Consider the following 22,881-nt stretch of genomic DNA (forward strand, 5'->3'; position numbering starts at 1 on the left):
CGTTGAAGCTTATTTCATCTGCGGGAACGCGAACTCCACCCCGCTGCTCGCCGTATTCGGCCAGCGCTGCATCACGGCCTTGTGGCGCGTATAGAACCGCACGCCCTCCGGCCCGTACGCATGGTGATCGCCGAACAGGCTTTTCTTCCACCCGCCGAAGCTGTTGAACGCCATCGGCACCGGCAGCGGCACGTTCACCCCGACCATCCCGACCTGCACCTGACGCACGAATTCGCGCGCCACGCCGCCGTCGCGGGTGAACACGGCGACGCCGTTGCCGTACTCGTTGCGGTTGATGAGGGCCAAAGCACTCGCGACGTCCGGCAGGCGCACGACGCACAGCACGGGCCCGAAGATTTCTTCCTTGTAGATGGACATCGACGGCGTCACGTGGTCGAACAGTGTGCCGCCCACGAAGAAGCCGTTGGCGCGCTCCGGCACCTTGAAGCCGCGGCCGTCGACCACCAGCGTCGCGCCCTGCTCCACGCCTTCGCCGATCAGCTTTTCGATGCGCTGCTTGGCCGCCTGCGTGACCACGGGCCCCATCTCCGCGCCATCCGCCATGCCGTCCGCGACCTTCAGGGCACGGGTGCGCTCGGCCAGCCGGGCCACGAGCGCATCGCCCGCGTCGCCGATCGCCACCGCCACCGAGATCGCCATGCAGCGCTCGCCCGCCGAGCCGTACGCGGCGCCGATGAGTGCATCGACCGCCATGTCCATGTCCGCATCCGGCATCACGACCATGTGGTTCTTCGCGCCGCCCAGCGCCTGCACGCGCTTGCCGGCCGCGCTGCCGCGGGCGTAGATGTATTCCGCGATCGGCGTCGAGCCCACGAAGCTGACGGCCTGGATGTCCGGGTGGTCGAGCAGCGCGTCGACCGCGCCTTTGTCGCCCTGGACGACGTTGAACACGCCGTCCGGCAGCCCCGCTTCCTTCAGCAGCCGCGCATGCAGCAGCGACGGCGACGGATCCCGTTCGGACGGTTTCAGGATGAACGTGTTGCCGCACGCGATGGCGACGGGGAACATCCACATCGGCACCATCACGGGGAAGTTGAACGGCGTGATGCCTGCGACGACGCCCAGCGGCTGGCGCATCGACCACGCGTCGATGCCGCGCGCGATCTGGTCCGTGAACTCGCCCTTGAGCATCTGCGGGATGCCCACCGCGAACTCGACGACTTCGATGCCGCGTGCGACTTCGCCACGTGCGTCGGCGAACGTCTTGCCGTGTTCGCGCACGATCATCGCCGCGAATTCATCGGTATGCTTCTGGCACAGCTGCAGGTAGTTGAACAGCACGCGGGCGCGGGCCAGCGGGGGCGTCGCGGCCCAGGCGGGGAATGCGGCGCTGGCCGCTGCCACGGCAGCCGCGACGTCCTCAATGCTCGCCAGCGCCACGCGCGCGCAGGGCTCGCCCAGCGCGGGATTGTAGACGTCCGCGTAGCGTCCACCGGACCCTTCGGCGACGCTGCCGCCGATGTAGTGATTGATCGTCTCCATATTCTCTTTCAGTCGAGGTTTTTCAGGACGGCGGCCAGCTTGCCGAACAATTCGTCGATGTGTTTTTTCTCCAGCACGAGCGGCGGCGACAGCGCGATGATGTCGCCCGTCGTGCGGATCAGGATGCCGTCCGCGAAGGCCTGCTTGAACGCCGCGAACGCGCGCGCCCCGACCTTGCCGGGGATGCTTTCCAGCTCGATGCCGGCGACGAGGCCGATCGTGCGGATGTCGATCACGTGCGGCAGGCCGCGCAGGCTGTGCACCGCGTCTTCCCAGTACGGCTGCAGCGCACGGGCGTTCTCGAGGATGCCCTGCTCTTTAAAAACTTCCAGGGTAGCGATCGACGCGGCGCACGCGAGCGGATGGCCGGAATACGTGTAGCCGTGGAACAGCTCGATGCCGGCCGGCGCTTCCATGAACGCGTCGTGGATGAATTTTTTCGAGAACACGGCACCCATCGGCACGGTGCCGTTGGTGAGGCCTTTCGCCGTCGTCATCATGTCCGGCTCGACGTCGAAGTAATCGACGGCGAACGGCGTCGTCAGGCGGCCGAAGCCCGTGATCACTTCGTCGAAGATCAGCAGGATGCCGTGCTTCGTGCAGAGTTCGCGCAGGCGCTTCAGGTAGCCCCGCGGCGGAATCAGCACGCCCGTCGATCCGGCCACGGGTTCGACGATGACCGCGGCGATGGTCGACGCGTCGTGCAGGGCGACGATGCGTTCCAGCTCGTCGGCCAGTTCCGCGCCATGTTCCGGCTCGCCGCGCGAGAACGCGTTCTTGCCGAGGTTGTGCGTGTGCGGCAGGTGATCGACGCCGGGAAGCAGCGGCCCGAAGGCCTTGCGATTCGGACCGATGCCGCCGACGGACAGCCCGCCGAAGCCGACGCCGTGATAGCCCCGCTCGCGCCCGATCAGCCGCGTGCGGCCGGCGTCGCCGCGGGCCTTGTGATACGCGAGCGCGATCTTGAGGGCGGTGTCCACCGCTTCCGAGCCGGAGTTCGTGTAGAACACGTGGCCGAACTTGTGATTGGTGTAGTCCATCAGGCGTTCGGCCAGGTCGAAGGCGGCCGGGTGGCCCATCTGGAACGTGGGCGCGAAGTCGAGCTGGCCGACCATCTCGCTGACGGCGGCGACGATCTTCGGCTGCGCGTGGCCGCACGGGACGCACCACAGGCCGGCGGTGCCGTCGAGGACGGCGTTGCCGTCGACGTCCTTGTAATACATACCTTGTGCCGAGACGAGGAGGCGCGGATGGGCCTTGAAGTCACGGTTGTTGGTGAATGGCATCCAGAAGGATGACATCGATTCGGGTCTGGACTCGTTCATGCGACTCCCCTTATGAATATGACGGCCAGTACAAAATTTACCAACTGGCAAAAACAATGATGCAATAATAGACAGCAGTACAACAGTGGCACATATACACAATCTGCGAAAATGGCCAACCGTATAGGTAGCATAGCCTGTACAGTTTCGGACGTCGCGCGATGGAGGCGCATGGAACCAACCGAAAAGAGCGAGAGCGAGGGATGGCCGGCGCTGGCGATCGACCGCCAGCGCCGCGGCAGCCTGGTCGACCAGATCGTCGCGGCCATCGCCGAAATGGTAAATCGGCGCACGCTGCCCGCCGGGACCAAGATGCCGTCCGTTCGACAATTCGCAAAAGTGAATGGCGTCAGCACCTTCACCGTCGTCGAATCGTACGACCGCCTGCTGCACCTGGGCCTGCTGTCATCGCGACGCGGCTCCGGATTCTTCGTCGCACGCGGCACGGAAGCCCCCGCGCAGCAACCCTGCCTGCTCGCGGCCGCCAATGTGGTCGACACGCTCACGCCCGACCTCTATTCCGGCCAGACGGATGCGCTGCCCGTCGGCGCCGGCTGGCTGCCGCCCGAGTGGTATGGCGAGTCGACGATCCTCGACGCCGTGCGCCACGCGATGAAGATCCCGGCCGGCCGGCTGCGCGGCTATGGCCATCCGCTCGGCTTTCCCAGCCTGCGCCAGCATCTCGCCACGACGCTGTCGGCCGACCTGTGCGCGGTTGAACCGGAGCAGATCCTGCTCACGCACGGCGCCACGCACGCGTTCGACCTCGTGCTGCGCACGCTCACGCGGCCGGGCGACGTCGTGTTCGTCGAGGATCCCGGCTACGGCAATTTGCTCGCGCTCGTCCGGCATCACGGCTGCGAGGCCGTCGGCATCCCGCGCGGCGCGCATGGCCTGGACATGGACGTCCTCGCGCGCGCGGCCCAGGCGCGCCAGCCGAAGCTCATGTTCGTCAACACGGTGCTGCAGAATCCCCTCGGCACGTCGCTGTCGCAGGCACAGGCGCACCGGCTGCTCGCGCTGTCCGAGCAGTACGATTTCTGGCTCGTCGAGGACGACATCTACCGCGAACTGGCGGCGCGCGGCGACTCGTCGCTCGCGGCCATGGACGGGCTGCGCCGCGTGATCCGCATCGGCAGCTTTTCCAAGACCCTGTCGCCCGTGCTGCGCGTGGGTTCCATTTGCGCCTCCGGGTCGTTGATACCGGAACTGGTGCGCGTCAAGATGCTCACGGGCCTGACGACGTCGGAAGTGAACGAGCGCGCCGTCTACGATGCCGTCGGCAGCCGCGCCTACCGCAAGCAGGTCGAGCGCCTCGTGCAGCAGCTGGACGACGCGCGCGAGCTGGCGCTGGAACGCCTCGGCGATGCGGGCCTCGTGCCGCTGGCCCGGCCGCGCGGCGGGATGTTCGTCAGCGCGGGCTGGCCAGCGCAGAAACAAAGCGGCCGCGCCATCGCCGAACGCGCGCTGCGCGCGAGCATCCTGCTGGCGCCGGGCGAATTCTTTGCGCTGACGCCGCCCGATACCGCCTGGTTCCGCTTCAACGTCGCCTATGCCCACGAGCCGGCCCTGCTCAATTTCCTGCGTTCGATCCGAGGAGACCTTCCATGACCTTCGCCCCCGTCAAACACCGCGGCAATCACCGCATAAGCCACCGCGACAAAGTCGAAGCGGCCATCCTCGGCGAAGCCGTGCGCCAGTTCGCCGAATGCGGCTACGAAGGCACGTCGATCGCCACCGTCGCCGAGCGCGCGGGCCTGTCGAAGCAGAACCTGATGTACTACTTCCCGACCAAGCAGGCCTTGTACCAGCGCGTGCTCGACAACGTGCTGGACGACTGGCTCGCGCGCATGGCCAGCCTCGCGGATCCGGGCAAGGACCCGGGCGACGTCCTGCGCGCCTATGTGCGCGCGAAGCTGACGTTCTCGCGCGAGCAGCCGCTCGCGTCGCGCGTGTATGCGATGGAAGTGATCGGCGGCGCCAAGCTGTACGCCGACCAGATCCGCCGCCGCGTGATCCCGCTGCTGCGCGCGGACATCGCCGTGTTCGAGCGCTGGATCGCGGAAGGGAAGATCGCGCCCGTCAACGCCACCCATCTGCTGTTCGCCGTGTGGGCGATGACGCAGTCGTACGCCGACTTCGCCGCCCAGATGACGCTCGTGCTCGACCGCGAACAACTGCAACCATCCGACTTCGACGACGCCGAGCGCCTGATCACGGGCATGGTCCTCGCCGCCGTCGGCCTCCAGGAGAACCCATGCCCACCCTGAGCCCCATCGAACTGTTCACGCCCCGCCTGAAACTGCGCTGGATGATCGAGCGCGACGTCGACGCGCACTATGCCGTGTTTTCCGATCCGGAAGTGGCGCGCTACTGGAGCAGCGGACCGTGGACGTCGCTCGACCAGTCGCGCGAGCACATCGCCGCCACGCAGGCCGCCTATGCGGACGGCAGCGGCATGCGCCTGGGCGTCGAACTGATCGAAACGGGAGAACTGATCGGCAACGTGAGCCTGCACCGCTTCGTCGACACCAGCCGCCGCTGCGAAATGGGCTACGCATTGGCCCGCGCCCACTGGGGCGGCGGCTACGTCAGCGAGGCGCTGCGCGCGCTGCTGGCCTACGGTTTTACGACGCTGGACCTGAACCGCATCGAGGCCGACATCGACCCGCGCAACGGGGCGTCCGCACGGGTGCTGGAAAAGCTCGGGTTTCAAAAGGAAGGCTATATGCCCGAGCGGTGGATCGTGCAGGGCGAGCCTGCCGATACGGTGTATTACGGCCTGCTGCGCCGGCACTGGAACGGGTGACCTGCTAGTCCACCGCCAGGATCCAGTCGCGCAGGGCGGCCACCTTCGGGTTGTCCTGCCGGGCTTCCGGATAGACCAGGTAGTACGCGAACGTCTCCATGTGAGCCGGTTTCGCCAGCCTGACCAGGCGCCCGGCCTCCACCTCGTGCGCCACCATGGCGGCCGGCAGCAGCCCGGCGCCCTGCCCGGCCAGCACGGCACCCAGCAGCAGGCTGGCGTCGTCGAACGACGGGCCGCGCGGCAGCGCGACATCATCCACGCCGTTTGCCTGGAACCACAGGCTCCACCCCTTCCGGTCCGCATCATGCACGTGCGGCCAGCGCGCCAGGTCCGCAGGCGCTGACGGCAGGCCAAGGCGCTCGACGAGGGCCGGCGCGGCCACCGGCACGATCTCGACGGAGGCCACGCGATAGCTCCGCAGTCCGGGATAGCGTCCGGCGCCGTGCCGGACGGCGACGTCCACGCCGTCGCGCGCAAAATCCGCCAGCGCGGTGCTGGTCACGATGTGCAGGTCGATGCCCGGATGCGCGTCGCGGAACCGCTGCAGGCGCGGCATCAGCCACGCGGACGCGAAGAACGGCGTGACGCTCAACGTCAGCGTGCCGGCATCCGCGGACGCCGCGAGGCGCTGCGTGGCCTGCGCGATCTGCCGGAAAGCATTGCGCACGGGCGGCAGGTAATCGCGGCCCGCCTGGGTCAGCAGGATGCCCCGGTTGACCCGCTCGAACAACTTTACGCCGAGGTGCTCTTCCAGTTGCCGCACGAGCTGGCTGACCGCGCCCGGCGTCACGCACAACTCTTCCGCCGCAGCTTTCACGGACAGGTGCCGCGCGGCGGCTTCGAACGCGCGCAGCGGCTTCAAGGGTGGCACCGACTCACGGATCATTTAGAAAATCTCAATCGAAACAGGAAGGAAAACTCGGTTGTGCCACTGTCATGCCAAGGCTAAAGTACCTGCATTGTAAGCCGATTCTGGAAAGAGAATGACTAAACCGACAGACGTTCTGCACTATCTCGACATCGGCGCGCTTGGGCTCCTGATCCGCAACCGCAGCGTATCTTCCCGGGAGGTGACCCAAGCGCTGCTCGACCGCATCGCCGCGCTCGACGGCGACCTCCATGCGTACGCGCTGGTACTGGCCGACGCCGCGCGCGCGCAAGCCGACGCGGCCGACAGCGAGATCGCGGCCGGCGGATGGCGTGGGCCGCTGCACGGCGTGCCGATCGCGGTGAAGGACCTGTTCGACGTCGAAGGCGTGCCGACGCGCGCCGGCATGCGGCTGCGCAGCCAGCCCGTCGCCACCCGCGACGCGACGGTGGTGCGGCGCCTGCGCGACGCCGGCGCCGTCCTCATCGGCAAGCCCGAACTCACCGAAGGCGCGTATTCCGATCACCACCCCTCCATCATTCCGCCGCGCAACCCGTGGCACGCGGACTACTGGCCGGGCATCTCGTCGAGCGGTTCCGGCGTCGCCGTCGCGGCGGGCATGGCATATGGCTCGCTCGCCTCGGACACGGGCGGGTCGATCCGCTGGCCGTCCGCGGCGAATGGCCTGACGGGACTGAAGCCGACGTGGGGCCGCGTGAGCCGCCACGGCGCGGCCGAACTGGCGGCGTCGCTGGACCATGTCGGGACCATGGCCCGCAGCGCCATCGACGCCGGCATCCTGCTGGGCGCCATCGCGGGGGCCGATCCGGACGACCCGACGGCGTCGCCGACGCCTGTCCCCAACGACACGCCAGGCGCCGGCATCGCGGGCTGGCGCATCGGCGTGGACGCGGCGTGGAACCGCGACGGCGTGGACGCCGGCACGTGCGCGGTGCTCGCCGAGGCGCTCGCGACGTTTGCCGCGCTGGGCGCGGAAATCGTCGACGTCCGCTTCCCCGACGTCGCACAGACCGTCGCCGACTGGGTGCCGCAATGTGCCGTGGAGGCGGCCGTGGCGCACCGGGACCGCTATCCGCGCATGCAGGCGGATTACGGTGCCGTCCTCGCGGCGGTGATCGAGGCCGGCAAGGCGTTGTCCGGCACCGATTACCAGGCCATCCTGCTGCGGCGCGCGGCCTTCCGCGGCCGTGTCGACCGGGTCCTCGCCGCCGTCGACGTCCTGCTCACGCCCGTGCAGCCGTTCGCCCCGCTCACGCTCGCGCAGATCCGGACGCTGGGCACGCAGCCGGACCTCATCGCCGGGCTGCAGCGTTACACGTGCCCCTTCAACATGTCCGGCCATCCGACGCTCACGCTGCCCGGCGGCTTCACCGACGATGGCATGCCGGTCGGCCTGCAACTGGTGGCGCCCCGCTGGCGCGAGGACGCGCTCGTGCGGGCCGGCGCCGCGTTCCAGGCGCGAACGTCGTGGCACCGGCGCCATCCGGAGCGGTAGCATGGGATCGCGCGTCTTCTACGGCTGGGTCGTCGTCGCGGCGGCGTTCGCGGTCTGTTTCGTCGGATTCGGCTGCGCGTACACGTTCAGTGCGTTCGTACCGGCGCTGCAGCGGGACTTCGAGGCGTCGCGCGGGTCCGTGTCGCTCGTGTTTTCGCTGGCGGGATTCCTGTATTTTGCGCTGGGCGTCGTCAGCGGCCCGCTCGCGGACCGCTGGGGCGCGCGCCGCCTGGCCATGCTCGGCATGCTGCTGGTGGGCGCGGGCCTCGCGCTGGCCGGCGTCGCGCGCAGCCTGCATGCGGTGTATGCGGCCTACGGCCTCGGCGTCGGCGTCGGTATCGGTTGTGCGTACGTGCCCGCGCTGGGCGCCGTGCAGCGCTGGTTCGTCACGCGCCGCGGTGTTGCGTCCGGCCTCGCGGTCAGCGGCATCGGCGTCGGCACGCTGGTCATGCCGCCGCTCGCGACGGCGCTGATCGACGCGCTGGGATGGCGCAACGCCTACCTCGCGCTCGGATGCGGCGCGGCGGTCGTCGGCATCGGCATGGCCGCGCTCATTGCCGATGATCCCGCCGGCAAAGACATGGGGCCGGCCGGCGTCCATTCGGGCATGCTGCTGCGCGAGGCCGTCCGGTCGCGGCAATTCGTCTTGCTGTACGCGGCCTGCCTGGTCTGCTCGTTCGGGGTGTTCGTGCCGTTCGTCCACCTGGTGCCGTATGCGCTGGACCACGGCATCGGCCAGAAGGACGCGGCTTACCTGCTGGGGACGATCGGCATCGGCAGCACGCTGGGCCGGTTCTTCCTCGGTGGACTGGCGGACAAGGTCGGGAGACTGGCCTTCCTGCTGGCGATGTTTGCCGGCATGGCTGCCGCACTCGCGGTGTGGGCCGCGTCGACGGGCTTCCTCGCGCTAGCCGGGTTCGCGCTGCTGTTCGGCCTGTTCTACGGCGGCTGGGTCGCCATCATGCCGCCCGTGGTGACGGATTTGTTCGGCAACCGCCAGGTCGGCGGCATCATCGGCGTCCTGTACACGAGCGTCGCAGTGGGTACGCTCCTCGGTCCCACCGCGGCCGGCTACCTGTTCGACGCGAGCGGCAGCTATACGGTGCCGATCGTGGCCAGCGCAGCCGTCAACGTCGCGGCGGCGGGGATAGCCGCGCTCGTGGGCAGGCCGGCCTGATCACCATTCGTGCGTCGTCCGCTGCCACGCCGGCAGCGCCTGGATGCGCTCGAACCAGGCCAGCAGGTGCGGATACGCATCCAGCGGCAGGTGCGCCCGGTCCTTGTACATGAGCGGCGCCGCGACGGCGTAGTCGGCCAGCGTCACGCCGTCGCCGGCGAGCCACTGGCGCGTGGCCAGGTGCTGGTCCAGCACGCGGGCCGCCTCGGCCAGGTCGGCTGCGCCGCGCGCGACTTCCGCCGGATCGGCGTCCTGGCCCGTGACGAATTTCTTCCAGAGGTGTTCCCACGTGAACACGCCGATGGCCGGGGCGAAATGCTGGCACGCCCAGAACATCCAGCGGCTGACGTCCGCGCGCGCCCGGCGCTCCTGCGGCCACACGGTCTGGCCGGGCGTGCCCTCGGCCAGGTATTGCATGATCGCGCACGATTCCCACAGGATGAAGTCGCCGTCGATCAGCACGGGCAGCTTGGCGTTCGGATTGACCTCGCCGAGGCGGCGGCGGTCGTCCTGGCTGGCCAGGTTGATCTGGATGAGGTCGAACTCGATGCCGAGGTGGTCGGCCGCCAGCAGCACGCGGCGGGTGTTGGACGAGTAGTGGTTGTAGTAGAGCTGCATGGCCGTCTCCTGAGGGTTGGTTGATGCGGTGATGTTAAGACGGGCCACTGACAGATTCTGTCAGGAGTATTCGGGGATGTCGTACGCCTTGCGCCACTCCCGCAGCAGCTGGTGCCGCGGCGACGGATAGCGCTCCGTGATCGGCTCGGCCCGGACGATGCGGTCGACGCGGAAGTGGCGGATCGCATCGCGCAGTTCGCACCATGCCGCCATCACGCGCTTGCCCTCGAAGAACGCGAGCGCGAACGGCCATACGATGCGCTCAGTCGCCGTGTCGCGCTCGTCGCGGTACGCGATGCGCAGCTTGCACTGGCGCCGGATCGCCTCGCGCGCCGGCTGGATGAACGCCTCGACCGGCACCGCTTCCGGAAAGGCCGGCACCCACAAACTCATCTCGGCCATGTGGTCGCGCAGGTCGCGCGGCGTGGCCGTCGCAATCTTGGCCAGGGAGCGGTCGGCCGCGTCGGACAGCGCCGCATCGCCCTGCTGGCGCACCCAGCGCGCGCCCAGCACGAGGGCTTCCAGCTCGTCGGCGTCGAACATCAGCGGCGGCAGGAAAAAGCCCGTGCGCAAGACGTAGCCGACACCGGCCGAGCCGTCGACGGGCGCGCCCAGTTGCACGAGCGTCTGGATGTCGCGGTAGATCGTGCGTTCCGATACACCAAGGCGCTCGGCCAGGGCGCTGGCCGTCACGGGGCGGCGGTGGCCGCGCAGGGCGTCCATCAATTGGAACAGGCGTCCGGTGCGGCTCATGGCAGGCGTAAAAGTTTCATGGACGACATCATATTACGCCGGACCGACGGGGTCCAGACGCTCCCGTCCATCCGGCCGCACGACCAGTCATCCCGCATTTTCGGCAGTTCGTCGGTACCCCGTGGCCACGATGCCTGCAGGGATGTAGAGTGACTCCATCGAAACAAATTCCAACCGCAAGGAGTCATCATGACCAGGACCTACCACCGCAGCTTCGGCGCCACGCTGGAAGACCTCGCCCGCGACATCGTCGACGCCTGCCGCCGCACCGTGCGCGCCATCGCCGTGATGCCGTGGCCCGCGATGCTGGCGTGCTGCATCGCCCTCGCCTTCGTGATCAGCATCCTGCCGCTCGCATTGTTCCTGTTCGTCCTGTTCATGGGCATCAAGGTGGTCATCGGCGCATTCGTCGTGGACCACCGCCGCACACACCGCGAGAAATAAGCAGGAGAGCATCATGCGCGCCAGCGACATCAACCGCGTACTCGACTTCGTACGCGACGCCTTCCACGAAGCCAGCAAGGTGTGGTGGCGCTTCTTCGACTGGCTCGCCGTCGTCGAATGGCGCCAGCTGTTCCTGACGTGGTTCTTCGTCGTGGTCTTCTTCCAGCTCGTGAACACGCCCGAGCCGGGTTTCTGGTACATCTTCATCTCGTTCGCCGTCAAGGTGCTGGCGGGCGGCAAGCGCAAGGCGGAGCTGATGGCGCGCGAAGCGACGGCACAGGCCAACGTCGCCACGCTGGAACGCCGCCTGATGGAGGCGCAGATGGCCGCGCTGCAGGCCCAGGTCGAACCGCATTTCCTGTTCAACACGCTGGCCCTGATCGGCCAGCTGATCGAGACGGACCCGAAGGAAGCGGCGCGCGTGCACGCCCACCTGATCGACTACCTGCGCTCGACCCTGCCGCAGATGCGCCAGCGCGGCGGCGCGACACTGGGCAAACAGGTCGAGCTGTCGCGGGCTTACCTTGCCATCATGCAGGCGCGGATGAAGGAACGGCTCAACGTGCGCTTCGACGTGCCCGACTTCCTCGGCAGCGCCCCGTTTCCGCCGATGATGCTGCAGACCCTGATCGAGAACGCCATCAAGCACGGCCTGGAGCCGAAGATCGAAGGCGGCACCGTCGCCGTGCGCGCCCACGTGGTGGGGGCTGACCTGCACGTGGAAGTGTGCGACGATGGCGTCGGCATCGACCCGCACGCGGACGACGGCGTCGGCCTCGCCAACATCCGCGAGCGCCTGCAACTGCTGTACGGCGCGGAAGCGTCGCTGGACATCTCGACCCCGCCGGGCGGCGGCGCCTGCGCCACGATCCGGCTGCCCTACAAGATGATGGAGGATGCCTGACATGGTCACCGCCCTGATCGCCGACGACGAAGCCCCGATGCGCGACCTGCTGCGCGCGCGCCTGCAACAGGCGTGGCCGGACCTGCAGATCGTCGCCGAGGCCGCGAACGGCGTGGAAGCCGTCGAGCTGGGAGAGCAATTCCGGCCCGACATCGCCTTTCTCGACATCCGCATGCCGGGCCTGTCCGGCATCGAGGCGGCGCGGCGGCTGTACGAGCGGTCGCACATCGTGTTCGCCACGGCCTACGACCAGTACGCGCTGGACGCCTTCGAACAGGGCGCGCTCGACTATCTGTTGAAACCCGTGTCGGCCGAACGGCTCGCGACCACGTGCGCGCGGCTGCAGGCGCGCCTGCGCAAGCGTTCGTCGGCCGAGGCCGCGCCCCCGCAGGACATCGGCCAGCAACTGGCGAAGCTGACCACCCTGCTGGAGAACAAGGGCAAGCCGGACAAACCGACTTACCTGCGCTGGATCCAGGCCCAGGTCGGAGCGAGCCTGCGCATGGTGAGCACGCGCGAGATCCTGTTCTTCCAGTCGGACGAAAAATACACGCGGGTGCAGACGGCCGCCGCCGAATTTCTGATCCGCAAGACGCTGAAGGAATTGCTGGACGAGCTCGACCCGGACGAGTTCTGGCGCATCCACCGCTCGACGCTCGTGCGCGTGGACGCCATCGCCGAAGTGAAACGCGACCTGCGCGGACGCCAGATGCTGAAGGTGCGCGGCTATCCGGGCGAGCTCGAGGTCAGCCGCAATCACGGCAATCTGTTCCAGCAGATGTGAATCCATCCCATAGGAGACCGCCATGCCCTCGATCGCCATCCCCTGCCTGCGCTACCGCGACACCCCGGCCGCCATCGACTGGCTGTGCGAAGTCTTCGGCTTCGCCTGCCAGGTCGCCGTACCCGGCATCGACGGCGCCATCGCCCACGCACAACTGACGCTCGGCGACGGCATGATCATGCTGGGCTCGGTCAGCGACGAGGGAGAATATGGCAAGGTGCTCGTGCAGCCGGACGAGATCAAGGGCCGCCAGACCCAGACCGTCTACCTGCAGGTGAACGACGCCGACCGCGTGTGCGAGCGCGCACGCAATGCCGGCGCCATCATCCTGCAGGAACCGAGCGACACGGAATTCGGGAGCCGCGGCTTCATGTGCCGCGACCTCGAGGGCCACGTGTGGAACGTGGGGACGTATGATCCGTGGAAGCCGGAAGACCTGTTCCTGACGAACTCGTGATCAGCTGAACAAGCCTTCGTCCGACCCATCCCCGTCAAAAAAGCCCTGCCCGCCGTCGATACTGCCGTTGTCGACGCTGCTGTCGAACAACCCTTCCGACGAGCCATTGTCCAGCACACGGTCCACGTCACCCAGCCCCGCCTGGTCCGCCAGCGCGCTGCCGGACTGGTCGTTGAACAGGTTGTTGCTCGGATCGTCGCTGTTCAGCAAGCGGTTGCCGCCGTGGTCATGGTGGCCGAACATGTTTTCCAGGCCCTGGAAGAGGAAGCCACCGGCCGCGACACCGGCCGCCGTCGCGGCGATCGAACCCAGCGTACCGCCGAAGCCGCCACGCAGGAAGCCGGACGACGGCGCCGACTGGTATTGCGGCTGATTCTGCGGCTGATACTGCGGCTGATACTGCGGCTGATACTGCGGCTGATACTGCGGCTGATATTGCGGTTGGGATTGATAAGGCTGTTGGGTATCGCGCTGGTAGGACTGGGCCGGCTGCGACCTGCCGCTATTGCCCCAGGAATTTGCGTCGAGGAATTTACCGCCGTCACCACCTTGCTGACCGGAACGCACCTGGCTTTCCAGCCCGGCGATGCGGTCCTTGGCATTGTTCAGCGCCTGTTCGAGCAGCAACGCCCTCTGCACCAGCAGATAGGCAGCATCGGGTTGCTGGGCCACGGCGCGCTGGATCAGGGCCTCCGCTTCCGGGTCTTTCTGGATGCCGCGGGCCTGGATCAACTGGCTCAGGAAATCGTGCAACATCTGCGAATCTTGCGGGCTCATGACATCTGCTCCATTGAATGGTCGGATAGCCCACATGTTGTGGGCCTGTCCTTGAATTCAAGTTTGACAGCATCCGGGCAAGATTGCCTTAAACGGCGCTGAACCGTGCGCTCAGGACTTCTGGAGATCCCGCCCGCCGAACGCGTTCGGCAACTGCGCGGCCGCGGTCGTCTCCATCACGTCGCCCTTCAGGTTCGCCAGCACGACGGGCAAGTCGTTGCCGCCCAGTTCCAGGATCACCTGGCGGCAGGCGCCGCACGGGGCGATGGGGCCATCCGTGTCGCCGATGACGGCCAGCGCCGTGAAGTCACCCGGCACGTAGCCGTGGGCGATGGCGGAAAAGAATGCCGTGCGTTCGGCGCAGTTGCACAGGCCGTAGGATGCGTTCTCGACGTTACAGCCGCGGAACACGCGGCCGTCCTTCGTCTCGAGCGCGGCGCCCACCTTGAAGCGCGAATAAGGCACATATGCCAGTTCGCGCGCGGCGCGGGCTTCGGCTATCAGTTTTTTGTATTTCATGGGGACTCCCGAACGTCGTCCCCGCGAAAGCGGGGACCCAAGGTTGCTTGCGCAGTCGAGACGCCGACGAATTGGGCTCCCGCCTGCGCGGGAGCGACGGTTGATGTCGTCTTATGGGCGAATCGTTTTGTAGATCATCGGCTGCGCGGCAGGCTGTTCGGCCGCGATGCGGTACGCCGCCTGCACTTCGCGCACGGCGCGTTCCGCGGCATCCCGCGTGCGTGCGTGGACGAGCGCCAGCGGCTGGCCCGCCTCCAGTTGCGTGCCCAGCTCGACGAGGTCGGTGAGGCCGACGGCGAAGTCGATCGGATCCTGTGGACGGATACGCCCGCCGCCCAGGCCGACGACGGCCAGGCCCAGGCCGCGGCAATCCGTCGCGTACGCATAACCCGATTCGAGCGCCGGCACCGGCACGACGATCGGTGCCTTCGCGAGGTGCGCGTCCGGATTGTCCATCAGGTCGGCCGGACCGCCCAGCGCCTTGACCATGCGCGCGAAACGCTCGGCCGCTTCGCCCGAATCCAGCGCGTGCTGCAGCCTGGCGCGCGCTGCCTCGTCGGTCGCGGCGAGGCCGGAGATGACGAGCATCTCGGCGCACAATGCCATCGTCACCTCGTGCAGGCGTGCCGGGCGCGACTTGCCGGCGAGGTAGTCGATCGCGACGCGCACCTCGACGGCATTGCCGGCCGCCGGGCACAGCGACTCGTTCATGCCGGTCAGGATCGCCGACGTGCGCGTGCCGGCGCCGTTGCCGACGTGGACGATGGACTCCGCCAGCTCGACGGATTTTTCATACGTCGGCATGAACGCGCCGCTGCCGGCCTTGACGTCCATGACGAGGGCGTCGAGGCCCGCCGCCAGCTTCTTCGACAGGATCGAGCCCGTGATCATGGCGACGGATTCCACGGTCGCCGTCGTGTCGCGGATGCTGTAGAAACGCTTGTCGGCCGGCGCCAGCTGCGCGGTCTGGCCGATGATGGCGACGCCGACTTCCTTGACGATCTTGCGGAACAGTTCCGGATCTGGCACGGTGCAATAGCCGGGAATCGAATCGAATTTATCCAGCGTACCGCCCGTGTGACCGAGGCCGCGGCCGGAAATCATCGGGACATAGCCGCCGCATGCCGCGATCATCGGGCCGAGCATCAGCGAGACGACGTCGCCCACGCCGCCCGTGGAGTGCTTGTCGACGACGGGACCGGGCAGGTCCAGCGACTTCCACTCCATGACCTGGCCGGAATCGCGCATCGCGAGCGTGAACGCGACGCGCTCGTCCATCGTCATGTCGTTGAAGTAGACGGCCATCGCGAGCGCGGCGATCTGGCCTTCGGTGACGCTGCCGTCGGGGATGCCGCGCACGAAGAAGCGGATCTCTTCCGCGGTCAAGGTGCCGCCGTCGCGTTTTTTGCGGACGATTTCTTGGGGAAGGAACATAGGTTTATCCCGTTTTGGATACTGTCTTCAAAACGTCATTCCCGCCTGCCCGGGAATGACGGGCTCGGGGTTCCGGGCCTCAAACGCCGTACGGAATCCACACATTCTTGACCTGGCTCGCGTGCTGCAGCACCGCGCGCCCGCCCGCCTGCTTCGCATCGAACCAGTCGCGTCCTTTCGCGCCGCCCGTCCACGTGCGCTTCAGCGACTCGGCCGACAGGCGCTCGACTTCCGCGCAGCCTTCCGCCGAGCCATCGTGGCGCCACACGGCATCCACGTCGAAGTGCGACGCCAGCGTGCGGGCCAGCTCGTCGTGGCTGCCCGTGACGATGTTCAGCGCGCCGCCCGGGAGGTCGGACGTGTCGAGCACCTGGTACAGGTCCAGCGCGGACAGCGGATGCGCTTCCGACGGCACCGCCACGACGCGGTTGCCCAGCGCCAGCGCCGGCGCGACGAGCGAAATGAAGCCCAGCAGCGGGTTCTCGTTCGGGCACACGATGCCGATCACGCCCACCGGTTCGTTCAGCGCGACGGTGATGCCGTGCATCGGCGGCTGGTGCGCCAGGCCATCGTATTTGTCGGCCCATGCGGCCCAGTAGAACAGGCGCTCGATCGATGCCTGCACTTCGCGTGCCGCATCCTTGGCGCCCGTCTGCGCAAAGATGCGCGCGGCGAATTCGTCGGCGCGGATCGCCAGGTTTTCCGCGATGTAGTACAGCACCTGCGCGCGGTTGTGCGCGGTCGCTTTCGCCCAGCCGGACGCCTTGTGCGCCGCCTCGACGGCGTTGCGGATGTCCTTGCGGTTGCCCTCGCCCACGTCGGCCAGGAACTCGCCGCCGGCGCCATGGATCGCGCGGCTGTACGCGCCGTCCGGGCGCGCCTGCTTGCCACCGATGTACAGCTTCGCGGTGCGGTCGACGGCAAACGGGCTGTCGCCGCCCGCCAGCTTCACTTTGCCTTTGTGCTCCAACTGAGCTGCGACGACAGGTGCGGCCGGACGCGCATCTTCCGCCAGCGGCACCAGGTACTCGACCATGCCCTCTTTGCCGCCCTCGCGGCCGAAGCCCGATTCCTTGTAGCCGCCGAAACCGCATGCTGCGTCGAACTGGTTCGCCGTGTTGATCCACACGACGCCGGCCTTGATCTGCGGGGCGACGTCCAGCGCGAGGCTGATCGATTCGCTCCACACGCAGGCCGCGAGACCGTACACGGTGTTGTTCGCGAGTTGCACGGCTTCGCCCGGCGTGCGGAAGCTCGATGCGACGAGCACGGGGCCGAAGATTTCCGTCTGCGCCACGGTGGCCGACGTCGACGCGCCCGTGATCAACGTGGGCAGGTACCACGAGCCGGCGACCGGCGTTTCACCGGCCGGCTGCCAGATCTCGCAACCTTCGGCGCGCGCGGCTTCCACGAGGCCGTGGATGCGCTGCTGCTGCACCGGATCGACGAGCGCGCCGATGTCGTTCGATTTGTCGAGCGGCGAGCCGACGCGCAGGTTCTGCATGCGCGCCTTGACCTTCTCGATGAAGCGCGGGTAGACGCTTTCCTGCACGAGCAGGCGCGAACCGGCGCAGCAGACCTGGCCCTGGTTGAACCAGATCGAGTCGACGAGGCCTTCGACGGCCGCATCCAGGTCGGCGTCGTCGAACACGATGAACGGCGACTTGCCGCCCAGTTCCAGCGACAGTTTTTTACCGGTGCCGGCCGTAGCCTTGCGGATGATGCGGCCCACTTCCGTCGAGCCGGTGAACGCCAGCTTGTCGATGCCCGGGTGGTTGACGATCGCCTCGCCCACGCGGCCGTCGCCCGTGACGATGTTGACGACGCCCGCCGGCACGCCCGCCTGCTGGCAGATCTCGGCGAACAGCAAGGCGGTCAGCGACGTGTACTCGGCCGGCTTGAACACGATGGTGTTACCTGCGGCCAGCGCCGGCGCGACCTTCCACGCCAGCATCAGCAGCGGGAAGTTCCACGGGACGACCTGGCCGACGACGCCGACGGCGCGGTAGTCCGCGAATTCTTCCGACTGCAGCTGGGCCCAGCCGGCGTGGTGGTAGAAATGACGGGCGGCCAGCGGCAGGTCGGCGTCGCGCGTTTCGCGGATCGTCTTGCCGTTGTCCAGCGTCTCGAGCACGGCGAACAGGCGCGCGTGCTTCTGCAGCAGGCGCGCGAGCGAATACAGGACTTTCGCGCGGCCGTGGCCACCGAGGGCGACCCAGCCCGGCTGCGCGCGGCGCGCGGCGTCCACGGCGCGGTCGACGTCGGCCTGCGACGCCTGCGTCACCTGCGCCAGCTCGCTGCCGTCGGCCGGATTGAACGAGCCGAACGTCTCATTCGCATCGGTCCAGGCGCCGTCGACGAACAGGCCGAAACGGCGGCCATGGGCTTCCAGCCACGCTTGCGCTTCCTTGGTGCTCTCGGGGGCCGGGCCGTAATCCATAGTTTGCAGAATTTCTTTAATAGTGGGCATGACAGGTCCGTGGGTGATCAACTGAGTCAAGGTTGCGCGTGACGGTGTGCCGCGGAATAGCTGCCGGTGACGTAGTGCTCGAGCTGGCGCTCGATGTCGGTCAGGAGGCTGGAGGCACCGATGCGGAACAGATGCGGTTGCAGCCATTCGTTGCCCAGCTCTTCCTTCATCACGGTCAGGTATTGCAATGCGGCCTTGGCGGAGGACACACCCCCGGCCGGCTTGTAGCCGACCTTGTAGCCGGTGCGTTCATAGTACTCGCGGATCGCTCGTACCATCACCAGCGACACGGGAATGGTCGCGTTCACACCTTCCTTGCCGGTCGATGTCTTGATGAAATCGGCGCCTGCCATCATGCAGACCCACGATGCTTTTGCTACGTTTTCCAGAGTGACGAGATCGCCCGTCGCGAGGATCGCCTTCACGTGCGCGTCGCCGCACGCCTGGCGGTAAGCGACCATCTCGTCGTACAGCGCCTGCCAGTTGCCCGTCAGGACGTGCTGGCGCGTGATCACGATGTCGATCTCGGTGGCGCCCGCGGCCACGGACAGCTCGATCTCGCGGATTTTCGTTTCGAGGCTCGACAGGCCGGCCGGGAACGCGGTCGACACGGCCGCGATCGGGAGGCGGCCCTGCAGCACCTGCGCGGCCGGCTGGATCATCTCGTGGTAGACGCACACGGCGCCCGTCGTCAGGGAGTCAAGGCCCAGTGCCTGCATCAGGTCCGCGCGCAGCGGACGCATCGCCTTGCGGCACAGGCGCTCGACGCGGCCCGGGGTGTCGTCGCCGGACAAGGTCGTCAGGTCGATGCACTCGATCGCGCGGATCAGCCACGCGGCCTGGTATTCCTTCTTGACCGTGCGGCGGTTCGCGAGGCTGGCGGCGCGGCGGTCGGCGGCGTTGCGGTTGACCTTCAGGTGGTTGATCCAGCCCAGGTCGAGGTCGATTGCCGTGTTACGTTGAAAGTCCAAGGTGAGATCTAAATGCGGGCTCATAGCAAAGCGGTTCCGTTGGCAAGGAGTTTGACGCCGAGGTGGTGCGCCAGGGTGGCGCCGATGTCGGCGAACGTGTCGGACACGGGCAGCTCGCGCGCCGGCGCGGCCGGGCCGAAGAACAGCATCGGGATGTGTTCGCGCGTGTGGTCGGAACCGGGCCACGTCGGATCGCAGCCGTGGTCCGCCGTGATGACGACGAGGTCGCCCTCTTTCAGCTTCGCGATGAAGTCCGGCAGGCGGGCATCCAGTTCGTGCAGCGCGTTCGAATAGCCGGCGACGTCGCGGCGGTGGCCGAAGTGCATGTCGAAATCGACGAAGTTCACGAACGTGAGCGACTTGTCCGGCGCGGTGTCCGCCACGTCCAGCAGGCGGTCGAACAGCGCCATGTTGTCGGCGCCCTTGATGAGTTGCGTGACGCCCTGGCCGGCGAAGATGTCGCTGATCTTGCCGAGCGAGATGACCTCCCCGCCGGCACCCTTCACGTGGTCGAGCAAGGTCGGCGCGACGGGCGGCACGGCGTAGTCGTGGCGGTTGCTCGTGCGCTTGTAGTTGCCGTTGCTGCCGGTGAACGGACGCGCGATCACGCGGCCGATGTTGTACGGCTTGACCAGCTCATAGGCGGCTTCGCACACCTGGTACAGGCGCTCGAGGCCGAAGTGCTCTTCGTGCGCGGCGATCTGCATCACGGAGTCGGCCGACGTGTAGATGATCGGCTTGCCCGTCGCGACATGCTCGTCGCCCAGTTCCGTGATGATGGTCGTCCCGGACGCGTGGCAGTTGCCCAGCCAGCCCGGCACATTCGTGATCTCGGCCAGCTTGTCCGTCAACTCTTGCGGGAACGTGGGCACGGTCTTCGGGAAGTAGCCCCAGTCGAACAGCACGGGCACGCCGGCGATTTCCCAGTGGCCGCTCTGCGTGTCCTTGCCGGTCGAGCGTTCGCGCGCGACGCCCCAGGCGCCGGTGAAACCATCGCGTTTCTGGAAGCCCGCGGGCCACTCGCCGCTCGCCTTGTGCGCGGCGGCGCCGAGGCCGATGGTTTCCAGCGTGGGCAGCGACATCGGCTTGCCCGCATCCGCGGCCCACTTCGCGATATGGCCGAGGGTGTTGGCGCCCGCGTCGCCGTATTTGTCGGCGTCGGGCAAGGCGCCCAGGCCGAAGGAGTCCAGCAGGAGGATGAATGCGCGTGACATGTCTATTTTTCCAAGTCAGATAACACGTCATTCCCGCGAAGGCGGGAATCCATCCTGAAGCCCGGAACTCGACAGCGTCGGCGTTACCCGTAACGATTGCCGGCACCTCAGCATGGGTTCCCGCGTCCGCGGGAACGACGGTGTGTTTAGGCCGCGTTAGTCGTTTTACCCAGTCGTTCAATAAACCCGTGAATCAGCGTGACCATATCCTTGGCCGCAATCGCAGCATACTTCAGCGTCTGTTCGTGCGACAGCGGGAACGGGGTCAGGCCTTCGGCCAGGTTCGTGATGGCGGACATGCCCGCGACCTTCAGGCCGCAATGACGGGCCGAGATCACTTCCGGCACGACCGACATGCCGACGACGTCCGCACCCAGCGCCTTGAACGCGCGGATCTCGGCGGCCGTCTCGAAGTTCGGGCCAGGGCAGGCGAGGTACACGCCTTCATTCAAGGTGATGTTCTTCTCCGCCGCCGTGGCCTTGATCAGGTCGCGCATGTCGGCATCGTACGCATTGGCCATGCTGAAGAAGCGCGGGCCGAAGCGGTCGTCGTTCGGGCCGGCCATCGGGCTGCCCGGCAGCAGGTTGATGTGGTCCGTCAGCACGACGACGCTGCCCGCATCCACTTCCGGACGCAGCGAGCCGGCGGCGTTCGTCACGAACAGCAGTTCGCAGCCGATCAGTTTGAACGTGCGCACGGCCGAGGTCATCACGGCCGGGCCGTAACCTTCATAGAAGTGGCCGCGGCCCTTCATGCACACGACCGGCACACCGGCCAGCGTACCCAGGACCAGTTCCCCCGCGTGGCCGTGCACGGTGCTGATCGGGAAGCCCGGCAGGTCGGCGTAGCTGATCGCCACCGCATCCTCCATCTGCTCGGCCAGCACACCGAGGCCGGAACCGAGGATCAGGGCCACGCGCGGCGTGAAGCCCGGCTTGCGGGCGCGGATGACGTCGGCGGCTTCGAAAGGAGTGTTGCTGAAGGAGTGAGTAGTCATTGTCGCGGTCCGGTCGAGAATGGGGCAGAGGGATGCACCAACATATGCCAACTATGCATGAACCCCGATTGTGTTGGCAAATACCATTTTTCTGGCAGATTTATATCTTGCGGGAATAAATTCGCGCTAGACTCCAATCATGCATATGCCCGCGTTGACCTTGTGCAAACATATGTTTAAGATGAAAAACAAAAGTTTAACCCAACCGTCATCGTGACAGAACCGTCGAAGAAACAACATCTCTACGAGGCCATCCGCGCGAATCCTTTCATTTCGCAGCAGGAGCTCGCCAACCAGCTCGGACTGTCGCGCTCCGCGGTCGCCGGCTATATCGCGGGCCTGATCCGCGAGCGCAAGCTGCTCGGGCGCGCCTACGTGCTGCCGGACCGCCGTCCCGTCGTGTGCGTGGGTGCGGCGAACCTCGACCGCAAGCTGCGCTCGACGGCGCCGCTCGCCCTGCGCACGTCGAACCCGGCCAGCCAGAGCGAATCGTTCGGCGGCGTGGCGCGCAACATCGCCGAGAATCTCGCCCGGCTGGGCACGACGGTCGCGCTGCTGACAGCGATCGGCGCGGATTCCTCCGGCGCCGCCCTGCTCGACCATGCCGAGAGCCTCGGCATCGACGTGCGCGGCGCGCTGCGCCTGGACGGCTGCTGCAGCGGCACGTACACGGCCGTGCTGGACCGCGACGGCGAGATGGTCGTGGCGCTGGCCGACATGGCGCTGTATGACCGCATGGAGCCGGCGTACATCGACGCGCGCCAGGCCCAGCTCGCGGGCGCCGCGCTCGTCGTCGCGGACCTGAACCTGCCGCGGGACACCGTCGCCGCCCTCGCCCACCAGGCGCGCCGCAACGCGACGCCGCTCGTCCTTGTCGCGGTATCCGAACCGAAGATGGCGCGCCTGCCCGACGACCTGTCCGGCGTGCGCCTGCTGATCCTCAACGCCGGCGAGCTGGCGGCGCGCGTCCAGCGTCCGCTGCCGGACGGCGCTGCGTTCGCGGAGGCCATCCGCGCAGTGCAGGCCCAGGGTGCGCAAGACCTGATCGTCACACGCGGCGCGCGCGGCGTCCTCGTCACCGCGGGCGACGGCATCGTCGACCTGCCCGCGCCGCCGGTCGACGTCGTCGACGTGACGGGCGCCGGCGATGCGTTCGCCGCCGCCATTTGCTGGTCGCTCGTGCAGGACAGGGATGACAACAGCGCCGACGACCTCGTGCTCGCGTGCCGCCGCGGCCTGCATTTGTCGGCCCTCACCCTGGGCGTGCCCGAGACCGTCCATCCTGGCCTGGGGCCGGACAGCCTCGCCACCGAATCCCTTCCGCTTTCACAGGACTGAAC

The 22,881-nt window shown here is 67.4% G+C and carries 22 protein-coding genes; 10 read left to right on the forward strand and 12 right to left on the reverse strand.

Annotated elements, in window-relative coordinates:
* Positions 1–9 precede the first annotated feature (9 nt).
* Together ACEN9G_RS06595 and aptA are read right to left on the reverse strand one after the other, a co-directional pair.
* Positions 10–1,503: a CoA-acylating methylmalonate-semialdehyde dehydrogenase gene (locus tag ACEN9G_RS06595; RefSeq protein ID WP_413338335.1), complete on the reverse strand. Its 1,494-nt coding sequence runs from the start codon at positions 1,501–1,503 to the stop codon at positions 10–12.
* Positions 1,504–1,511: 8 nt separating this feature from the next.
* Entirely contained in the window at positions 1,512–2,828 is a 1,317-nt protein-coding gene (gene aptA / locus ACEN9G_RS06600; protein ID WP_413338337.1) for an omega-aminotransferase AptA, read from the reverse strand.
* Between the two features lie 171 nt (positions 2,829–2,999).
* Here aptA and ACEN9G_RS06605 point away from each other — a divergent pair, with 171 nt between their 5' ends.
* The 3 genes from ACEN9G_RS06605 to ACEN9G_RS06615 are packed head-to-tail and all read left to right on the forward strand — an operon-like array spanning position 3,000 to position 5,637.
* Positions 3,000–4,439 carry an aminotransferase-like domain-containing protein gene (locus ACEN9G_RS06605; RefSeq protein WP_483126511.1) on the forward strand — a complete coding sequence of 480 codons (1,440 nt, stop codon included), beginning with the start codon at positions 3,000–3,002 and terminating at the stop codon, positions 4,437–4,439.
* Positions 4,436–5,098, forward strand: a complete 663-nt coding sequence (locus ACEN9G_RS06610) for a TetR/AcrR family transcriptional regulator (RefSeq protein WP_413344685.1) — start codon at positions 4,436–4,438, stop codon at positions 5,096–5,098. The genes ACEN9G_RS06605 and ACEN9G_RS06610 overlap by 4 nt, the downstream gene beginning before the upstream one ends.
* The gene (locus ACEN9G_RS06615; RefSeq protein ID WP_413344687.1) at positions 5,086–5,637 is read left to right on the forward strand and encodes a GNAT family N-acetyltransferase; all 552 of its coding nucleotides are present in this window, start codon (positions 5,086–5,088) and stop codon (positions 5,635–5,637) included. The genes ACEN9G_RS06610 and ACEN9G_RS06615 overlap by 13 nt, the downstream gene beginning before the upstream one ends.
* A 4-nt stretch (positions 5,638–5,641) precedes the next feature.
* On the opposite strand, the gene gcvA is transcribed toward ACEN9G_RS06615, so the two are convergent.
* On the reverse strand, positions 5,642–6,523 hold the full coding sequence (gcvA, locus tag ACEN9G_RS06620; protein WP_483126512.1) for a transcriptional regulator GcvA: 882 nt from the start codon (positions 6,521–6,523) through the stop codon (positions 5,642–5,644).
* Positions 6,524–6,620: 97 nt separating this feature from the next.
* Between gcvA and ACEN9G_RS06625 the strand changes: the two genes are divergently transcribed.
* Together ACEN9G_RS06625 and ACEN9G_RS06630 are read left to right on the forward strand one after the other, a co-directional pair.
* Positions 6,621–8,021, forward strand: coding sequence for an amidase (locus ACEN9G_RS06625; RefSeq protein WP_483126513.1), 1,401 nt, complete (start codon positions 6,621–6,623; stop codon positions 8,019–8,021).
* 1 nt (position 8,022) lies between these two features.
* A complete protein-coding gene (locus tag ACEN9G_RS06630) occupies positions 8,023–9,198 on the forward strand; it encodes an MFS transporter (protein WP_483126514.1) in 1,176 nt (391 codons plus the stop codon).
* On the opposite strand, the gene ACEN9G_RS06635 is transcribed toward ACEN9G_RS06630, so the two are convergent.
* Together ACEN9G_RS06635 and ACEN9G_RS06640 are read right to left on the reverse strand one after the other, a co-directional pair.
* A complete protein-coding gene (locus ACEN9G_RS06635) occupies positions 9,199–9,816 on the reverse strand; it encodes a glutathione S-transferase family protein (RefSeq protein WP_483126515.1) in 618 nt (205 codons plus the stop codon). It lies immediately after the preceding gene.
* Between the two features lie 60 nt (positions 9,817–9,876).
* Positions 9,877–10,569 (reverse strand): helix-turn-helix transcriptional regulator, encoded by a 693-nt coding sequence (locus ACEN9G_RS06640; RefSeq protein WP_413341883.1) that lies wholly within the window; start codon positions 10,567–10,569, stop codon positions 9,877–9,879.
* A gap of 189 nt (positions 10,570–10,758) precedes the next feature.
* Between ACEN9G_RS06640 and ACEN9G_RS06645 the strand changes: the two genes are divergently transcribed.
* The 4 genes from ACEN9G_RS06645 to ACEN9G_RS06660 are packed head-to-tail and all read left to right on the forward strand — an operon-like array spanning position 10,759 to position 13,158.
* Positions 10,759–11,013 carry a hypothetical protein gene (locus ACEN9G_RS06645; protein WP_413341882.1) on the forward strand — a complete coding sequence of 85 codons (255 nt, stop codon included), beginning with the start codon at positions 10,759–10,761 and terminating at the stop codon, positions 11,011–11,013.
* A gap of 13 nt (positions 11,014–11,026) precedes the next feature.
* On the forward strand, positions 11,027–11,917 hold the full coding sequence (locus ACEN9G_RS06650; protein WP_413341880.1) for a sensor histidine kinase: 891 nt from the start codon (positions 11,027–11,029) through the stop codon (positions 11,915–11,917).
* A gap of 1 nt (position 11,918) precedes the next feature.
* Positions 11,919–12,701 carry a LytR/AlgR family response regulator transcription factor gene (locus ACEN9G_RS06655; protein ID WP_413341878.1) on the forward strand — a complete coding sequence of 261 codons (783 nt, stop codon included), beginning with the start codon at positions 11,919–11,921 and terminating at the stop codon, positions 12,699–12,701.
* A gap of 22 nt (positions 12,702–12,723) precedes the next feature.
* Positions 12,724–13,158: a VOC family protein gene (locus ACEN9G_RS06660; protein ID WP_413341876.1), complete on the forward strand. Its 435-nt coding sequence runs from the start codon at positions 12,724–12,726 to the stop codon at positions 13,156–13,158.
* Here the strand turns inward: ACEN9G_RS06660 and ACEN9G_RS06665 are convergent, their stop codons facing one another.
* The 7 genes from ACEN9G_RS06665 to xapA form a co-directional block, all read right to left on the reverse strand.
* Positions 13,159–13,935, reverse strand: coding sequence for a DUF2076 domain-containing protein (locus ACEN9G_RS06665; protein WP_413341874.1), 777 nt, complete (start codon positions 13,933–13,935; stop codon positions 13,159–13,161). It abuts the gene before it with no gap.
* Between the two features lie 111 nt (positions 13,936–14,046).
* Positions 14,047–14,454: a cytidine deaminase gene (locus tag ACEN9G_RS06670; protein ID WP_413341872.1), complete on the reverse strand. Its 408-nt coding sequence runs from the start codon at positions 14,452–14,454 to the stop codon at positions 14,047–14,049.
* A 111-nt stretch (positions 14,455–14,565) separates the two neighbouring features.
* Positions 14,566–15,888 carry a thymidine phosphorylase gene (deoA, locus tag ACEN9G_RS06675; protein WP_413341870.1) on the reverse strand — a complete coding sequence of 441 codons (1,323 nt, stop codon included), beginning with the start codon at positions 15,886–15,888 and terminating at the stop codon, positions 14,566–14,568.
* Between the two features lie 79 nt (positions 15,889–15,967).
* Complete coding sequence (locus ACEN9G_RS06680) at positions 15,968–18,358, reverse strand: aldehyde dehydrogenase family protein (protein WP_483126516.1); 2,391 nt, start codon at positions 18,356–18,358, stop codon at positions 15,968–15,970.
* 26 nt (positions 18,359–18,384) lie between these two features.
* Positions 18,385–19,353, reverse strand: coding sequence for a deoxyribose-phosphate aldolase (deoC, locus tag ACEN9G_RS06685; RefSeq protein WP_413344214.1), 969 nt, complete (start codon positions 19,351–19,353; stop codon positions 18,385–18,387).
* Entirely contained in the window at positions 19,350–20,543 is a 1,194-nt protein-coding gene (locus tag ACEN9G_RS06690; protein ID WP_413344212.1) for a phosphopentomutase, read from the reverse strand. The genes deoC and ACEN9G_RS06690 overlap by 4 nt, the downstream gene beginning before the upstream one ends.
* Before the next feature lie 146 nt (positions 20,544–20,689).
* Positions 20,690–21,541, reverse strand: coding sequence for a xanthosine phosphorylase (xapA, locus tag ACEN9G_RS06695; RefSeq protein WP_413344210.1), 852 nt, complete (start codon positions 21,539–21,541; stop codon positions 20,690–20,692).
* 213 nt (positions 21,542–21,754) lie between these two features.
* On the opposite strand from xapA, the gene ACEN9G_RS06700 reads away from it, so the two are divergent.
* Positions 21,755–22,879, forward strand: coding sequence for a carbohydrate kinase (locus ACEN9G_RS06700; RefSeq protein ID WP_483126517.1), 1,125 nt, complete (start codon positions 21,755–21,757; stop codon positions 22,877–22,879).
* Positions 22,880–22,881 lie beyond the last annotated feature (2 nt).

Source organism: Massilia sp. Masssp94 (genome assembly GCF_059491305.1).

Bases quoted from the DNA above. Each gene is read 5' to 3' on its own strand.
- ACEN9G_RS06595 (WP_413338335.1), bottom strand. From the start codon at position 1,503: ATGGAGACGATCAATCACTACATCGGCGGCAGCGTCGCCGAAGGGTCC.
- aptA (WP_413338337.1), bottom strand. From the start codon at position 2,828: ATGAACGAGTCCAGACCCGAATCGATGTCATCCTTCTGGATGCCATTC.
- ACEN9G_RS06605 (WP_483126511.1), top strand. From the start codon at position 3,000: ATGGAACCAACCGAAAAGAGCGAGAGCGAGGGATGGCCGGCGCTGGCG.
- ACEN9G_RS06610 (WP_413344685.1), top strand. From the start codon at position 4,436: ATGACCTTCGCCCCCGTCAAACACCGCGGCAATCACCGCATAAGCCAC.
- ACEN9G_RS06615 (WP_413344687.1), top strand. From the start codon at position 5,086: ATGCCCACCCTGAGCCCCATCGAACTGTTCACGCCCCGCCTGAAACTG.
- gcvA (WP_483126512.1), bottom strand. From the start codon at position 6,523: ATGATCCGTGAGTCGGTGCCACCCTTGAAGCCGCTGCGCGCGTTCGAA.
- ACEN9G_RS06625 (WP_483126513.1), top strand. From the start codon at position 6,621: ATGACTAAACCGACAGACGTTCTGCACTATCTCGACATCGGCGCGCTT.
- ACEN9G_RS06630 (WP_483126514.1), top strand. From the start codon at position 8,023: ATGGGATCGCGCGTCTTCTACGGCTGGGTCGTCGTCGCGGCGGCGTTC.
- ACEN9G_RS06635 (WP_483126515.1), bottom strand. From the start codon at position 9,816: ATGCAGCTCTACTACAACCACTACTCGTCCAACACCCGCCGCGTGCTG.
- ACEN9G_RS06640 (WP_413341883.1), bottom strand. From the start codon at position 10,569: ATGAGCCGCACCGGACGCCTGTTCCAATTGATGGACGCCCTGCGCGGC.
- ACEN9G_RS06645 (WP_413341882.1), top strand. From the start codon at position 10,759: ATGACCAGGACCTACCACCGCAGCTTCGGCGCCACGCTGGAAGACCTC.
- ACEN9G_RS06650 (WP_413341880.1), top strand. From the start codon at position 11,027: ATGCGCGCCAGCGACATCAACCGCGTACTCGACTTCGTACGCGACGCC.
- ACEN9G_RS06655 (WP_413341878.1), top strand. From the start codon at position 11,919: ATGGTCACCGCCCTGATCGCCGACGACGAAGCCCCGATGCGCGACCTG.
- ACEN9G_RS06660 (WP_413341876.1), top strand. From the start codon at position 12,724: ATGCCCTCGATCGCCATCCCCTGCCTGCGCTACCGCGACACCCCGGCC.
- ACEN9G_RS06665 (WP_413341874.1), bottom strand. From the start codon at position 13,935: ATGAGCCCGCAAGATTCGCAGATGTTGCACGATTTCCTGAGCCAGTTG.
- ACEN9G_RS06670 (WP_413341872.1), bottom strand. From the start codon at position 14,454: ATGAAATACAAAAAACTGATAGCCGAAGCCCGCGCCGCGCGCGAACTG.
- deoA (WP_413341870.1), bottom strand. From the start codon at position 15,888: ATGTTCCTTCCCCAAGAAATCGTCCGCAAAAAACGCGACGGCGGCACC.
- ACEN9G_RS06680 (WP_483126516.1), bottom strand. From the start codon at position 18,358: ATGCCCACTATTAAAGAAATTCTGCAAACTATGGATTACGGCCCGGCC.
- deoC (WP_413344214.1), bottom strand. From the start codon at position 19,353: ATGAGCCCGCATTTAGATCTCACCTTGGACTTTCAACGTAACACGGCA.
- ACEN9G_RS06690 (WP_413344212.1), bottom strand. From the start codon at position 20,543: ATGTCACGCGCATTCATCCTCCTGCTGGACTCCTTCGGCCTGGGCGCC.
- xapA (WP_413344210.1), bottom strand. From the start codon at position 21,541: ATGACTACTCACTCCTTCAGCAACACTCCTTTCGAAGCCGCCGACGTC.